The sequence below is a fragment of the Pseudomonas sp. V98_8 genome (assembly GCF_029967975.1).
Lineage (GTDB): Bacteria > Pseudomonadota > Gammaproteobacteria > Pseudomonadales > Pseudomonadaceae > Aquipseudomonas > Aquipseudomonas umsongensis.
Genome location: NZ_JASCAE010000007.1, coordinates 176288 through 191617, shown reverse-complemented (window position 1 = coordinate 191617; position 15330 = coordinate 176288). Strand labels below are relative to the sequence as shown.

Here is a 15330-nt window from a genome sequence, read left to right as displayed (position 1 = left end):
TCAATGCCGCACATTTTGATCGTCGAAGACGAAACCATTATCCGCTCCGCCTTGCGCCGCCTGCTGGAACGCAACCAGTACCAGGTCAGCGAAGCCGGTTCAGTGCAGGAAGCACAAGAACGCTTCACCATTAACACGTTCGACCTGATCGTCAGTGACCTGCGCCTGCCGGGCGCGCCGGGTACCGAATTGATCAAGCTTGGCCAGGGCACTCCGGTGCTGATCATGACCAGCTATGCCAGCCTGCGCTCGGCGGTGGATTCGATGAAAATGGGCGCGGTGGATTACATCGCCAAGCCTTTCGACCACGACGAAATGCTCCAGGCCGTTGCGCGCATCCTGCGTGACCGGCAAGCGGCGCAAGCCAGCGGCGAACCGGTCGTCGGCAAGGTCGCCAACGCTGCCGCCAAACCCGGTAGCGACAACAGTAACGGCGAAATCGGCATCATTGGCTCATGCCCACCGATGCAGGACCTGTATGGCAAGATCCGCAAAGTCGCACCGACGGATTCCAATGTGCTGATCCAGGGCGAGTCCGGCACCGGTAAAGAACTGGTGGCGCGCGCCCTGCACAACCTTTCCAGGCGGGCCAAGGCGCCGATGATCTCGGTGAACTGCGCGGCCATTCCGGAAAGCCTGATCGAGTCCGAACTGTTCGGCCACGAGAAAGGCGCATTCACTGGCGCCAGCGCTGGACGTGCCGGCCTTGTGGAAGCGGCGGACGGCGGCACCTTGTTCCTCGATGAGATCGGTGAGCTGCCACTGGAAGCCCAGGCGCGCCTGTTGCGCGTGCTGCAGGAAGGTGAAATTCGCCGAGTGGGTTCGGTCCAGTCGCAGAAAGTCGATGTGCGCCTGATTGCTGCAACCCACCGCGATCTCAAGAGCCTGGCGAAGATCGGCCAGTTCCGTGAAGACCTGTATTACCGGCTTCACGTGATTGCCCTGAAACTGCCAGCCCTGCGCGAACGTGGCGCGGACGTCAATGAAATCGCCAACGCGTTCCTGGCGCGCCAAAGCGCACGAATCAACCGGACAGACCTGAAGTTCGCCCCGGACGCCGAGCAAGCCATTCGTCATTACTCGTGGCCAGGCAACGTTCGCGAGCTGGAAAACGCGGTCGAGCGTGCCGTCATCCTGTGCGAGAGCCCGGAAATTTCCGCCGAGCTGCTGGGCATCGACATTGAACTGAGCGACCTCGAAGACGACGAGTTCATCGGCCTGCCGCCGCAACAAGGTGGCAGCAACGCCAGCAACAACAATCACGAGCCGACCGAAGACCTGTCCCTGGAAGACTACTTCCAGCACTTCGTGCTCGAGCATCAGGACCACATGACCGAAACCGAACTGGCGCGCAAACTCGGGGTCAGTCGCAAGTGCCTGTGGGAACGTCGTCAGCGCCTGGGCATCCCTCGGCGCAAGACTGGGGTACCAAGCGAGAGCTGAACGCCGCCTGTCTCATGTGCGGGTAACACATGATTTTGTGAAAAAACTGTTACCTCAGGTTTTTCACGTAACAGAAGCCGGGGCTTACGGTAACGAAGCCCCGGTTTTTTTTGGCCCTTGTTGACCCCCTCGACGCACCTAACCCCTTGTTTTACTGGGGTTCGCAAAAGTTGGCACGCCCCCTGCTATATGTTTGGTACAAGAACAATAACAAGCAACGAACAACACAATAAAAATAAGACGAATCGACTCACGCACAATAAAAACAAGACGGCGAGAGGCGCAGCTAACTGATTCTTTTGGAGAGGCGTTGTATTTGGGGCTTGCCCCACGACCAGGCCGAGAACAACAAAAAACTGTCTTAAGACAGAGCCTGAACTGGTTGGATCGCAAGATCACTGCAGCACAGCGACCAAAGCAATCCGTTTGCTCTTGGCTCCCGATTGGGAGGGTCATGAAGGAAAGCTTCATGACAAGGGCACTCAACAAAAACAAGAAGCCCGAAACCAATAACAAAAATAGAGCATGCAACTACTTCTTGGGGAGCTTCGGCTCCCCTTGTGGTTTCTGCGATTTGGAAACCTGCCTACACCTCAAATCTGCTGTGTCCTACACCATCCCCCGACTAAATGCTAGAATCCCCGCCCATCATGCGGTCATTCTTCGTTTTGGCCGAACATTCCTTCAAACAGTGCATCCCATGCTGAAGAAGCTGTTCCAGTCATTCCGTACTCCCTTGCGTCGTACGCAACACATTCGCAGCACGCCTGAAGTGCTCAACAGCGGTCAACATTCGCTGCAAAAGGCGCAATTCAGCCGTTACGCGGTGAACATCGTCGAACGCCTGCAGGGCGCCGGGTACCAGGCCTATCTGGTCGGCGGCTGTGTGCGAGACATGCTGCTCGGCATCACGCCGAAAGACTTTGACGTCGCCACCAGTGCCACACCCGAACAGGTACGGGCAGAATTCCGTAATGCACGGATCATCGGCCGCCGGTTCAAACTGGTACACATCCACTTTGGCCGCGAAATCATCGAAGTCGCGACCTTCCGCGCCAATCACCCGCAAAACGACGAAGAGGAAGACACCAATCAATCCTCGCGCAACGAAAGCGGGCGCATCCTGCGCGATAACGTCTACGGGACCCTGGAAGAAGACGCGCAACGCCGCGACTTCACCATCAACGCCCTGTATTACGACCCGGTCAGCGAACGCATTCTCGATTACGCCAACGGCGTACACGACATTCGCAACCAACTGATCCGCTTGATTGGCGACCCCAAGCAGCGCTACCAGGAAGATCCGGTGCGGATGCTGCGGGCCGTGCGTTTTGCCGCCAAGCTCAATTTCGGCATCGAAAAACACAGCGCCACGCCTATCCGCGAGCTGGCCCCCATGCTGCGCGAGATCCCGTCAGCCCGCTTGTTCGAAGAAGTGCTCAAGCTGTTCCTGTCCGGTCACGCCGCTGACACTTTTGAAATGCTGGTCGACCTGCAATTGTTCGATCCACTGTTCCCGGCGAGCGCCGAGGCACTGGAATACAACCCGACCTATACCCATACCCTGATCAGTGAAGCGCTGATCAACACCGACCTGCGTATCAAGCAGAATAAACCGGTGACCCCGGCGTTCCTGTTTGCCGCCCTGCTCTGGCCTGCCCTGCCGGCACGCGTATTGCGCCTGCAGGACCGTGGCATGCCGCCCATTCCGGCGATGCAGGAAGCGGCTCACGAACTGATTGCCGAGCAGTGCCAGCGCATCGCGATCCCGAAACGCTTCACCATGCCGATCCGCGAGATCTGGGACATGCAGGAGCGCCTGCCACGGCGCAGCGGCAAACGTGCTGACCTGCTGCTGGACAATCCGCGATTCCGCGCCGGCTACGACTTCCTGCTACTACGCGAAAGCGCCGGCGAGCAGACCGATGGCCTGGGCGAATGGTGGACCGACTACCAGGACGCCAACGACAGTGAGCGGCGCGACATGATTCGCGACCTCAGTGGCAAGGACGACGGCGCTGGCGGCCCACGCAAACGTCGTCGCAGCGGCGGCGCCAAGCGCAAGCGCTCAGCAGACGCTTCGAGCACCACGGGCGAGTAATCCATGGAACGCATCTACATCGGCATGGGCAGCAACCTCGTTGACCCCGCCGAACAGCTGCGCAGCGCCACCCTGGCGCTGGCACAGTTGCCGCAATCGGAACTGGTCGGGGTTTCAGCCTTCTATCAAAGCGACTCGTTGCTCCCTGGCCAACCGCGTTACACCAACGCGGTTGCCGCTCTCGACAGCACGCTGTTACCGCTTGAATTGCTGGACGCCTTGCAATCCATTGAAAACGGCCAAGGCCGCGAGCGCCTTGAGCGCTGGGGGCCGCGCACCCTGGACCTCGACATCCTGCTGTTCGGTGACCGCCTGATTGACGAACCTCGCCTCAAAGTCCCGCATTACCATATGCAGGAGCGGGCCTTTGTGCTCTATCCATTGGCAGAATTGGCGCCTGTGGATCTGCGCCTGGCCGATGGCCGCAGCCTGGCAGAATTGCTCACCGCGTGCCCGTTCGTCGGCCTGGAACGCCTGCCGGCAGACTGAGTAGCCCCAAAAGATCGCAGCCTTCGGCAGCTCCTACAAGTCATCACCGTCCTGTAGGAGCTGCCGCAGGCTGCGATCTTTTGATGTTGGCGTTTGCTGAAACGCATCAGTCAACCCGGTAACACCCCACACGTAACAATGCGGTAACACACGCAATTGACTTCCCACGTTCTCCTCACGACTATAGGCGTCCCGCTGCCGCCATCACGGCATCAAGGGCGCAATCCAGGCCTTAAAAGCACGACAGAAGACCGTGCGCCTGTATTTAACGAAGAATCACGCGCGTTACTCGCAGTAGTTTCCACAGCGCCTGAATGAGGAACTTTTCATGCCAGCCATCACCCTGACCACTCTGCAAGGTCTCAAGCACAAAGGTGAAAAAATCACCATGCTGACCTGCTATGACGCAACCTTCGCCCATGCCTGCAACCAGGCCGGCGTCGAAGTGCTGCTGGTGGGCGACTCCCTCGGCATGGTTCTGCAAGGTCATGACAGCACCCTGCCGGTGACCACCGCCGAAATGGCTTACCACGTGGCGGCCGTCAAACGCGGTAACACCGACGCCTTGATCCTTGCCGACTTGCCCTTCATGGCCTACGCCACCACGGAACAGGCCATGACCAACAGCGCCCTGCTGATGCAGTCCGGCGCTCACATGATCAAGGTCGAAGGCGCATTGTGGTTGGCGGACTCGATCCGCCTGCTGGCGGAACGAGGCATTCCGGTCTGTGCCCACATGGGCCTGACCCCGCAATCGGTGAACATCCTCGGTGGCTACAAGGTCCAGGGTCGCAATGAAAACCAGGCGCGGCAGATGCGTGCCGATGCCATTGCCCTGGAACAGGCCGGCGCGGCGATGTTGCTGCTCGAGTGCGTGCCGAGCGAACTGGCCGCAGAAATCACCCAGGCCGTGAACATTCCAGTCATCGGGATTGGCGCCGGCCACCACACCGACGGCCAGGTACTGGTGCTGCATGACATGCTGGGCCTGTCCATTACCGGTCGCGTGCCCAAGTTCGTGAAAAACTTCATGACCGGCCAAACCAGCATTCACGCCGCCTTGAGCGCCTATGTCAGCGAAGTCAAGGCGTCGACTTTCCCTGGCATCGAACATGGATTCTCTGCATGAACACCGTCAAAACCGTCCGCGAATTGCGGGCCGCCGTGGCCCGTGCCCGCGGTGAAGGCAAGCGCATCGGCTTTGTGCCAACCATGGGCAACCTGCACAGCGGTCATGTCGCGCTGATCACCAAGGCCACCCAACGGGTGGATTTCGTGGTCGCGAGCATTTTCGTCAACCCGTTGCAGTTCGGTGCCGGCGAAGACCTCGACAAATACCCGCGCACCCTCGCCGCCGACCAGGAAAAACTCCTTGAAGCCGGCTGCGACCTGCTGTTCGCGCCAACCGTTGAAGAGATGTACCCCGACGGCATGGCCGGACAGACCCGCGTCAGCGTCCCGCAACTTTCCGAAGGCCTGTGCGGCGCCAGCCGTCCAGGGCATTTCGAAGGTGTGGCAACGGTGGTCAGCAAGCTGTTCAACATGGTCCAGCCGGACCTGGCGATCTTCGGCCAGAAAGACTTCCAGCAACTGGCGGTCATTCGCGCGCTGGTGCATGACCTGAACATGCCGATCCAGATCATTGGCGAGCCGACGGTGCGGGCCGCGGATGGCCTGGCACTGTCATCGCGCAATGGCTTCCTCACCGAAGAGCAGCGCGCCGTGGCACCGGTGGTGTATCGCACGCTGAGCGAGATCGCCGAAGCGATCAGGCAGGGTGAGCGCGATTACCCGGCCCTGATCCGCGCCAAGCTGCAACAACTCGAAGCGGCGGGCCTGCGTCCCGATTACCTGGAAATTCGTCATGGTATGAGCCTGCGCCCGGCAACCCCGGAAGATCGCGACCTGGTGATCCTGGTGGCGGCGTTCCTGGGGACGACGCGCTTGATCGACAATTTGCACCTGAACCTCGACACCCCCGCCTGAAATTCCCCCCACAATTCCCCCACGACTGCGCCGGTATAAAAAAGTACCGGTCGCAGGTCCGACAAAGCCAAGACAGATCGTCTCTCTGGGTTTACTGTTACCGGCCTGCGCTATTTAATCGTGTGCACGCAGGCTAACCGGATACCACTCAGACGGTGGTCAGGACATTCCGGTATTTTCAGTGTCTTAAAGGCAGTTCAAGTAAAAGGAAACCCGCAGCGATGGCGTACTACCGCACCCCCCACGACGTGACCGCCCTGCCCGCCTGGCAAGCGTTGAAAGATCACCGCCAGGCCATGCAGGATTTCAACATGCGCGAGGCGTTCAACGCCGACCCGCAGCGTTTTACCCAATTCACTCTCAGTAGCTGCGGCCTGTTTCTCGACTATTCGAAAAACCTGATCAACGCCCAGACCCGTGACCTGCTGGTAGGCCTGGCCGACGAAGTCGACCTCAAGGGCGCGATCAAGGCGCTGTTCGATGGCGAAATCGTCAACGCCTCCGAAGGACGCCCCGCCCTGCACACCGCCCTGCGTCGCCCGGTTGGCGACAAGTTGTCGGTCAACGGCGTCAACGTGATGCCTGAAGTGCACAAGGTACTGAACCAGATCACTGACCTGGTGGGCCGCATCCACGATGGCCTGTGGCGCGGCTACTCCGAAAAGCCGATCACTGACGTGGTCAACATCGGCATCGGCGGTTCGTTCCTCGGCCCCGAGCTGGTGTCCGAAGCCCTGCTGGCCTATGCCCAGAAAGGCGTGCGCTGCCACTACCTGGCGAACATCGATGGCAGTGAGTTCCACGAACTGGCGCTGAAACTGCGCGCCGAGACCACCTTGTTCATCGTCTCGTCGAAATCCTTCAACACCCTCGAAACCCTGAAAAACGCCCAGGCCGCACGCGCCTGGTACCTGGCCCAGGGTGGTTCGGAAGCCGAGTTGCATCGCCACTTCATTGCGGTATCGAGCAACAACGCTGCCGCCGTGGCGTTCGGCATCCGCGAAGAAAACATCTTCCCGATGTGGGACTGGGTCGGCGGGCGTTACTCGCTGTGGTCGGCCATCGGCCTGCCGATCGCCTTGGCCATCGGCATGTCGAACTTCAAGGAACTGCTGTCCGGCGCCTACACCATGGACCAGCACTTCCTCAACACCCCCTTCGAACAGAACATGCCGGTGCTGCTGGCCCTGCTCGGCGTCTGGTACGGTAATTTCTGGGGCGCGCAAAGCCACGCGATCCTGCCGTACGACCACTACCTGCGCAACATCACCAAGCACCTGCAACAGCTGGACATGGAATCCAATGGCAAGAGCGTGCGCCAGGACGGTACGCCCGTCAGCACCGATACCGGCCCGGTGATCTGGGGCGGTGTAGGCTGCAACGGCCAGCACGCTTACCACCAGTTGCTGCACCAAGGCACCCAACTGATCCCGGCTGACTTCATCGTGCCGATCGTCAGCTTCAACCCGGTGGCCGACCATCACCAGTGGCTGTATGCCAACTGCCTGTCGCAAAGCCAGGCGTTGATGCTCGGCAAGACACTGGCCGAAGCCCAGGCCGAGCTGCGTGACAAAAGCATGAGCGAAGAACAGGTGCAGAGCCTTGCGCCGCACAAGGTGATCCCGGGCAACCGTCCGAGCAATACCCTGGTGGTCGAGCGCATCAGCCCGCGGCGCCTGGGTGCGCTGGTGGCAATGTACGAGCACAAAGTCTTCGTGCAAAGCGTGATCTGGGGCATCAATGCCTTCGACCAGTGGGGTGTGGAGTTGGGCAAAGAGCTGGGCAAAGGCGTCTACAACCGCCTGGTCGGCAGCGAGGAAACCCCGGCTGACGACGCGTCCACCCAGGGCTTGATCAACTACTTCCGCGGGCGCCACCGCGGCTGATCTGACGCCATTCCTGCGGGGGTACTAACCTTGTAGGAGCTGCCGCAGGCTGCGATCTTTTGATCTTCTAAAAGCAAAGTCAAAAGATCGCAGCATTGCGCAGCTCCTACGAGGGTCGCGCAGCTCCCCTCTTGTCCTCAAAACAAGAAGAAGGAACCGTCATGTTCGATATCAGCACGTTCCCCAAAGCCGATGCCGTGCGCCGGGCTGCACAATTGAGTCAGGAGGACTATCACCGCCTGTACCGCGAATCCATCGAGCACCCCAGCACCTTCTGGGCCGAACAAGCCACCCGCTTCCTCGACTGGAGCGCTCCGTGGCAAACCGTCCAGCGCTACGATCTGAAAACCGGTGAAGCCCATTGGTTTGCCGGCGCCAGACTGAACGTCAGCTACAACTGCATCGACCGTCACCTGGCAACACGCGGCGATCAGACCGCGATCATCTGGGAAGGCGACGACCCCGCCGAATCCACGCAAATCACCTACAAGAAGCTTCACCATTACGTCTGCCGCCTGGCCAACGTGCTCAAGAGCCGTGGCGTAAAGAAAGGCGACCGTGTGTGCATCTACATGCCGATGATCCCTGAGGCCGCCTACGCCATGCTCGCCTGCTCACGCATCGGTGCAGTGCATTCGGTGGTGTTCGGTGGCTTTTCGCCGGATTCGTTGCGCGACCGGATCCTCGACGCCGACTGTCGCACAGTGATTACCGCCGACGAAGGCGTGCGCGGCGGCAAGTTCGTGCCGCTCAAGCACAATGTCGACAAAGCGCTGCAAAGCTGCCCGGATGTCAGCACCGTGGTCGTGGTGGAACGGACCCAGAACCCGGTGAACTGGGTCGAAGGCCGCGACCTCTGGTATCACCAGGCACTGCGTGACGTCGGCGACGACTGTCCGCCCGAGCCGATGGACGCCGAAGACCCGCTGTTCATCCTCTACACCTCCGGCAGCACCGGTAAACCCAAAGGCGTGCTGCACACGACGGGGGGCTACCTGCTGCAAGCGGCAATGACCTTCAAGTATGTCCTGGACTACCGCGACGGCGAAGTTTTCTGGTGCACCGCCGATGTCGGCTGGGTCACTGGCCACAGCTACATCGTCTACGGGCCCCTGGCCAATGGCGCCACCACCCTGATCTTCGAAGGCGTGCCGAGCTACCCGAGCACCTCGAGGTTCTGGCAGGTGATCGACAAGCACAAAGTAAACATTTTCTACACCGCCCCCACCGCGCTGCGGGCCCTGATGCGCGAGGGCGCAGAACCGTTGCGGGAAACGTCCCGCGCCAGCCTCAGATTGCTCGGCACCGTCGGTGAACCGATCAATCCGGAAGCGTGGGAGTGGTACTTCAATGTCGTCGGCGAACAACGCTGCCCAATTGTCGATACCTGGTGGCAGACCGAAACCGGCGGCATCATGCTCAGCCCGCTGGTCAGTGCGCAACGGATCAAACCAGGCTGCGCGACACAACCGATGTTCGGCGTGCAGCCGGTGTTGCTGGACGAACATGGCAAGGAAATCAAAGGCGCCGGCAGCGGCGTGCTCGCCCTGAAATCAAGCTGGCCAGCGCAGATCCGCAGCGTCTACGGCGATCCGCAACGGATGGTCGACACTTACTTCAAGCCCTATCCCGGCTACTATTTCACCGGCGATGGCGCCCGCCGCGACGAAGACGGTGACTACTGGATCACCGGGCGCATCGACGATGTCATCAATGTCTCCGGGCACCGCATCGGTACCGCCGAAGTGGAGAGCGCCCTGGTACTGCACGACAGCATCGCCGAAGCCGCCGTGGTCGGTTACCCCCACGACGTAAAGGGCCAGGGCATCTACGCCTTTGTCACGCCCATGAACGGCGTCGAGCCCAATGAAGAACTGAAGAAAACCTTGCTGGCCCACGTCAGCAAGGAGATAGGCAGCTTCGCCAAGCCCGACCTGATCCAATGGGCGCCGGCCTTGCCGAAAACCCGTTCAGGCAAGATCATGCGGCGCATTCTGCGTAAGATTGCCTGTAACGAACTGGACAGCCTGGGAGATACCTCGACCCTGGCCGACCCGAGCGTGGTCCAGGGCTTGATCGACAAGCGTCTGAACCAATAACGTACTGCCGCCTCCTGCAGGAGCTGCCGCAGGCTGCTATCTTTTGATCTTGAAAAACAAAATCAAAAGATCGCAGCCTGCGGCAGCTCCTACGGAAAATCATCGAGACACCATGGAATTTATTCGCAGCCGCATCGAAACCCAGATCATGAGCCTGACCGGCCTGTCCCTGGGCAAGCTCGACCTGGAAAACCCCAAGGGCGACCCCGGGCTGTTCGGACCGGATTCGGTGAGCTGGCAAGTCCACGGCGATTTCAGCAGCATGTTGATCGGCGGTATCAGCGCCCTGATGCTGCAAGCGTTGCACCCGCTGGCCTTGGCCGGTGTGTGGGACCATTCGAATTTTCGCGAGGATATGCTCGGTCGGCTGCGCCGCACCGGGCAATTCATTTCCGGCACCACCTTCGGCTCACGACAGGACGCCGACTGGCTGATCGAAAAGGTGCGCACCATCCACCTGCAAATCACCGGCACCGCGCCCGATGGCCGGCCCTATGCCGCCAGCGATCCCGACCTGCTGACCTGGGTGCACGTCGCCGAGGTCAGCAACTTCCTCGCAGCGCACCTGCGTTATCGAAATCCGCAGCTGTCTCCGGCCGATCAGGATCGTTATTACGCAGAGATCGCGTTAGTCGCCGAGCGCCTGGGCGCCCGTGACGTGCCGCGCTGCCGGCAGGAAATTGCCGCTTACCTTGAGCGCGTTCGCCCGCAACTGTTGTGCGACGAACGCAGTCGTGAAGTGCTTCGACTGTTGTTGAACGCCCCCTCCCCCAGCCGTTTGGCCAGGCCTTTCGGCGGGTTGATGATGCAGGCCGGAATCGACCTGCTGCCGGACTGGGCCAGTGACATGCTCGGTGTAAGCCAGGGGCCGCTGCAACGCAAACTGATCCGCGCCAGTGTCAATCGCAGTGCGCCGATGCTGCGCTGGGCGGTGCGTAATGGCTCGGTGCATCGTGCGAAACGGCGCATGGGATTGTCGTAGGAGCGAGCATGCTCGCGATGGACTTGAATACTGCGCGGAGTGTCAGGCACCCAGCGTCATCGTTGACGATCATCGTCGGAACGGCGCCCGGAGCATGCTCGCTCCTACAAGTGCTACTGCGCTCAAGCTGTTAAACTCCCGCGCCCAATTCCTCCTGCAAGGCGCCCAGCATGTCTTCCTTGAATCAGGCGCTGCGCGCCGCCCTTGAACATCGCCAGGACCTGCTGGCCGAGTTGCACAGCCAGGGCACCGACTGCTATCGCCTGTTCCATGGCAGCCAGGAAGGCGCCGCAGGGCTGACGATCGACCGCTATGGCCCACAACTGATGGTGCAAAGCTTCCATCAGTCGCTGGACCGCGAGGCGTTGCTGCACTTGCATGAAATCGTCAATCAATACCTGGGGCTGGAAACCCTGCTGGTCTATAACGACCGCTCCCGTGGCAACTCGCGCATCGACCGTGAAGACACCGTCTACCGCGCCGAAGAAGCCGCACTGCAAGACCTGGTTGGCCACGAGTGGGGTTTGAATTACCGGGTACGCGGGCGCCACGCCGGGCAAGACCCGCTGTTGTTCCTCGACCTGCGCAACACCCGTGGCTGGGTCAAGGAGCACAGCAAGAACAAGCGCGTGCTGAACCTGTTCGCCTACACCTGCGGGGTCGGCCTCAGCGCCGCAGCCGGTGGTGCCAGCCAGGTGTGCAACCTGGATTTCGCCGAAGGCAACCTGGCGGTCGGGCGCGAGAATGGCTTGCTCAACCCGCAACTGCCAACCATGGAGTTCATCCAGTCCGACTACTTCCCGGCCATTCGCCAGTTGGCCGGCCTGCCTGTCAGCCAGCGTCGTGGGCAGAAATTGCCGAGCTACCAGCGCCTGGACCAACGCCAGTACGACCTGGTGCTGCTCGATCCCCCTGCCTGGGCCAAGAGTGCTTTTGGCACCGTCGACCTGCTTCGCGACTACCAGAGCCTGCTCAAGCCGGCATTGCTGACCACCGCTGACAATGGCGTGCTGATCTGCTGCAACAACCTGGCAAAAGTCAGCATGGACGACTGGCGCGAGCAGGTCTTGCGTTGCGCCGAGAAGGCTGGTCGGCCGGTACGGGAGTGGACAGTCATGAAACCCGGCGATGACTTCCCGTCGATGGACCAGCAGCCTCCGCTGAAAACCCTGATTCTGCAGTTCTGAAAGTCGCCGTTGTTTTCAGATAAATCCTGCTCGATGTGAGGGCTTCGGAACCGAAATCGCGTGCCATACTCCAAGGCACTCCGATCCAGACAGATGAAGCCATACATGTACAAAGGATTGATTCGCGCCATCGGCGCCTTGTTGACTGCTCTGGCCCTCTACAGTCTGCTGGGCTTTCTCATTTTGCCCGGCATCGCGTTGCGCGTTGCCAACCAGCAACTGGCCAACTACGCCACGACGCCCGCCACGATCCAGCGAATCGAACTCAACCCGTTCAGCCTTGAAGTAACCCTTTGGGGCCTGAACATTGGCGAGCCCGGCAAGGAGCAGGTCGGCTTCGAACGCCTGTACGCCAATCTGCAACTCGACAGCCTCTGGACCAAAGCGCTGCACCTGTCGGATATCGAGCTGGAAAAATCCAAGACCGAGGTGCTCTTCGGCAAGGACGGCAAGCTCAACCTGATCGGATTGTTCAAATTGCCGACCAGCGAACCGACACCCGTCGACCCTGACGCCAAGCCATTCCCGCTGCGCATCGACCGCATCAAACTGGTGGACGGATCGCTGCACTTCAAGGATGCGCGCCCCAGCGAAGCCATCGAATTCCTCTATGACAAGCTCGATTTCGAGCTCAAGAACCTCAGCACCCTGCCGGAAGACAGTGCCGACATGACGCTGGTGGCAATTGGTCCCAACGGCGGCCAGATCGACTGGACCGGCAACTTCAGCCTGATTCCGCTGGCCTCCGAAGGTAAGCTGAAAATCACCGACGGCAAGATGAAAGCTTTCTGGCCCTATGTGCGCGACGCCGTGCCGCTGGACCTCGAAAGCGGCGTACTCAGCCTCAGTACCGATTACAAACTCAACCTGTCCAAGCAAACCGAACTGCTGTTGAACAATGTCGCGGTCAGTATCGCCCCCTTCGCGATCAAGGCGCCGGATGGACGGCCGCTGGCGAAGCTCGAACGCCTGGACATCAGCGAAACCACTGTCGACCTGGCCAAGCAACAAGTGGTGGTCGGCAAGATCCGCAGCCACAAGCTCGAAACCTGGGCAGCCCTGGAAGCCGACGGGCAACTCGACTGGCAGAAACTGTTCGCCAGCCAACCGTCCAGACCAGCGGCCAAGGCCAACGCCGAACCGCCGAGCACCCCGGCGGCGGCCGATTCGCCGAAACCCGAACCCGCGACGCCAGGTAAACCGTGGCAAGTGCTTCTCAATGATGTGCAATTGCGCGATTACAAAGTGCATCTGGCGGATCGCAAAGCACAACCTGCGGTGGAACTGGAACTGAGCCCGCTGAATCTCGACTTGCAGAAGTTCGACAGTCTCAATGGCTCGCCCTTCCTCCTCAAGCTCGACACCGGCGTAGGCAAACAGGGCAAGCTCACGGCCGATGGCGAGGTCAACCTGGCCCCGGTCAGCGCCCGACTCAACGTACAGACCAAGGACATCGACCTGCGCGTGGCACAGTCCTACATCAGCCCGTTCATTCGCCTGGAACTGCGCAGCGGCATGCTCGGCAGCGACCTGGCGGTCAACCTGAAAAGCACCGATCCGCTGGCGCTCAGCGTCACCGGCCGCGCCCAGGTCGATCAATTGCATACCCTCGATACCCTGAAAACCCGCGATTTTCTCAAGTGGCAACAATTGGTGGTAGAAGGCCTGAACTACCAACACGGCGACAGCCTGTCGATCGACAAGATCAATCTGCTGCAACCCTATGCGCGCTTCATGATCAACGATGACCGGACCACCAACATCGATGACCTGCTGATCCCGCAACCGGCCGACGCCGGCGCCAAGCCCGCCGCCGCCAAGCCCACCGCCAGCAAGGACAAGCCCCTGGGCATCCACATCGGCGGCATTGCCATCAACGACGGTTCTGCGAATTTCGCCGACTTCAGCCTGACCCCGAACTTCGCCACCGCCATTCAGCAGCTCAACGGTTCGATCGGCACCATCGACAGCCGTCAGGCGAAACCGGCCAGTGTCGACATCAAAGGCAAGGTTGACCGCTATGCACCAGTGACCATCAAGGGCGCGGTCAACCCGTTCGACCCGATGGCCAGCCTCGATATCGCCACCAGCTTCAAACGCGTGGAACTGACCACATTAACCCCCTACTCCGGCAAGTTCGCCGGTTATCGCATCCGCAAGGGCCGACTCAACCTCGATCTGCATTACGTGATCGTCAAGGGCCAGCTCAAGGCTGAGAACAAAGTGGTGGTCGAACAGTTGCAACTGGGCGAAAAGGTCGACAGCCCGGACGCCGTGAGCCTGCCATTGAAACTGGCCATCGCCTTGCTCAAGGATGTCGATGGCAAGATTTCCATTGAACTGCCGGTCAGCGGTGACCTGAACAATCCACAGTTCAGCGTGATGCCGATTGTCTGGCAGACCCTGCGCAACCTGATCGTCAAGGCCGCCGCCGCGCCGTTCAAACTCATTGGCGGCCTGGTGGCCGGTGGTGGCTCGCAAGACCTGGGTACCGTGGCATTCGCTCCGGGTTCAAGCGAACTGAACAAGGATGCCGAAGCGGCACTGGTCAAACTGTCCCAGGCCCTGAAGGAACGTCCGGCCCTGCGCCTGGAAATCGAAGGCACTGCTGCCAAGAGCAGCGATGGCCCGTTGCTCGCCGAGCAACGCCTGGAACGGGAATATCAGTACAACTACTACAAAATGCTCCAGCGCCGTGGCGACAAGGTTCCGGCCAAGGCAAATTTGCTGGAGGTACCCGATAGCGAGAAAGGTGCGCTGCTGGAAGGGATCTACCGCACGCGCCTGAAGGTCCAGCCACCTGCTGAATGGAAAGACCTGGGCAAAGAAGAACGCACCGCGAAAATGCGCGAGCAGGTGATCCAGTTCTGGAGTTCCAGCGAAGTGCTGTTGCGTGAGCTGGGCCAGGAGCGCGCCAGCAGCATCAAGGACTATCTGGTCGATAAAGGCCAGCTCGCCGATGACCGTGTGTACTTCATCGATGCCCAGTTGGGCGAAGCGGAAAAAGACGGCAAGGTCGTTACGCCCCTGCATCTGGACGCCGAATAACGGCAACAGCAAAAGATCGCAGCCTTCGGCAGCTCCTACTGGTCTACGCAAACCCATGTAGGAGCTGCCGAAGGCTGCGATCTTTGCTTTGAATAGAACAGGCCCCGAC

At 60.3% G+C, this 15330-nt stretch carries 10 protein-coding genes; all 10 read left to right on the top strand.

Annotation, left to right across the window (positions count from 1 at the left end; all coding sequences use genetic code 11):
- The first annotated feature begins 3 nt into the window (after window positions 1-3).
- Window positions 4-1443 carry a sigma-54 dependent transcriptional regulator gene (locus QLG10_RS07520; protein WP_282486497.1) on the top strand — a complete coding sequence of 480 codons (1440 nt, stop codon included), beginning with the start codon at window positions 4-6 and terminating at the stop codon, window positions 1441-1443.
- A 700-nt stretch (window positions 1444-2143) separates the two neighbouring features.
- Window positions 2144-3544 (top strand): polynucleotide adenylyltransferase PcnB, encoded by a 1401-nt coding sequence (locus QLG10_RS07515; protein WP_110751123.1) that lies wholly within the window; start codon window positions 2144-2146, stop codon window positions 3542-3544.
- 3 nt (window positions 3545-3547) lie between these two features.
- Window positions 3548-4033 (top strand): 2-amino-4-hydroxy-6-hydroxymethyldihydropteridine diphosphokinase, encoded by a 486-nt coding sequence (folK, locus tag QLG10_RS07510; RefSeq protein ID WP_188264316.1) that lies wholly within the window; start codon window positions 3548-3550, stop codon window positions 4031-4033.
- 328 nt (window positions 4034-4361) lie between these two features.
- Window positions 4362-5162, top strand: coding sequence for a 3-methyl-2-oxobutanoate hydroxymethyltransferase (panB, locus tag QLG10_RS07505; protein ID WP_110751120.1), 801 nt, complete (start codon window positions 4362-4364; stop codon window positions 5160-5162).
- Window positions 5159-6019 (top strand): pantoate--beta-alanine ligase, encoded by an 861-nt coding sequence (gene panC, locus QLG10_RS07500; RefSeq protein WP_110751118.1) that lies wholly within the window; start codon window positions 5159-5161, stop codon window positions 6017-6019. The genes panB and panC overlap by 4 nt, the downstream gene beginning before the upstream one ends.
- Window positions 6020-6240: 221 nt before the next feature.
- A complete protein-coding gene (gene pgi / locus QLG10_RS07495) occupies window positions 6241-7905 on the top strand; it encodes a glucose-6-phosphate isomerase (RefSeq protein ID WP_282486491.1) in 1665 nt (554 codons plus the stop codon).
- A 161-nt stretch (window positions 7906-8066) separates the two neighbouring features.
- Window positions 8067-10004 carry an acetate--CoA ligase gene (gene acs, locus QLG10_RS07490; protein WP_282486489.1) on the top strand — a complete coding sequence of 646 codons (1938 nt, stop codon included), beginning with the start codon at window positions 8067-8069 and terminating at the stop codon, window positions 10002-10004.
- 112 nt (window positions 10005-10116) lie between these two features.
- Window positions 10117-10986, top strand: coding sequence for an oxygenase MpaB family protein (locus QLG10_RS07485; RefSeq protein WP_110751114.1), 870 nt, complete (start codon window positions 10117-10119; stop codon window positions 10984-10986).
- 170 nt (window positions 10987-11156) lie between these two features.
- Entirely contained in the window at window positions 11157-12173 is a 1017-nt protein-coding gene (locus tag QLG10_RS07480; protein WP_110751112.1) for a class I SAM-dependent methyltransferase, read from the top strand.
- Between the two features lie 93 nt (window positions 12174-12266).
- Window positions 12267-15221: a DUF748 domain-containing protein gene (locus QLG10_RS07475; protein ID WP_248677009.1), complete on the top strand. Its 2955-nt coding sequence runs from the start codon at window positions 12267-12269 to the stop codon at window positions 15219-15221.
- Window positions 15222-15330 lie beyond the last annotated feature (109 nt).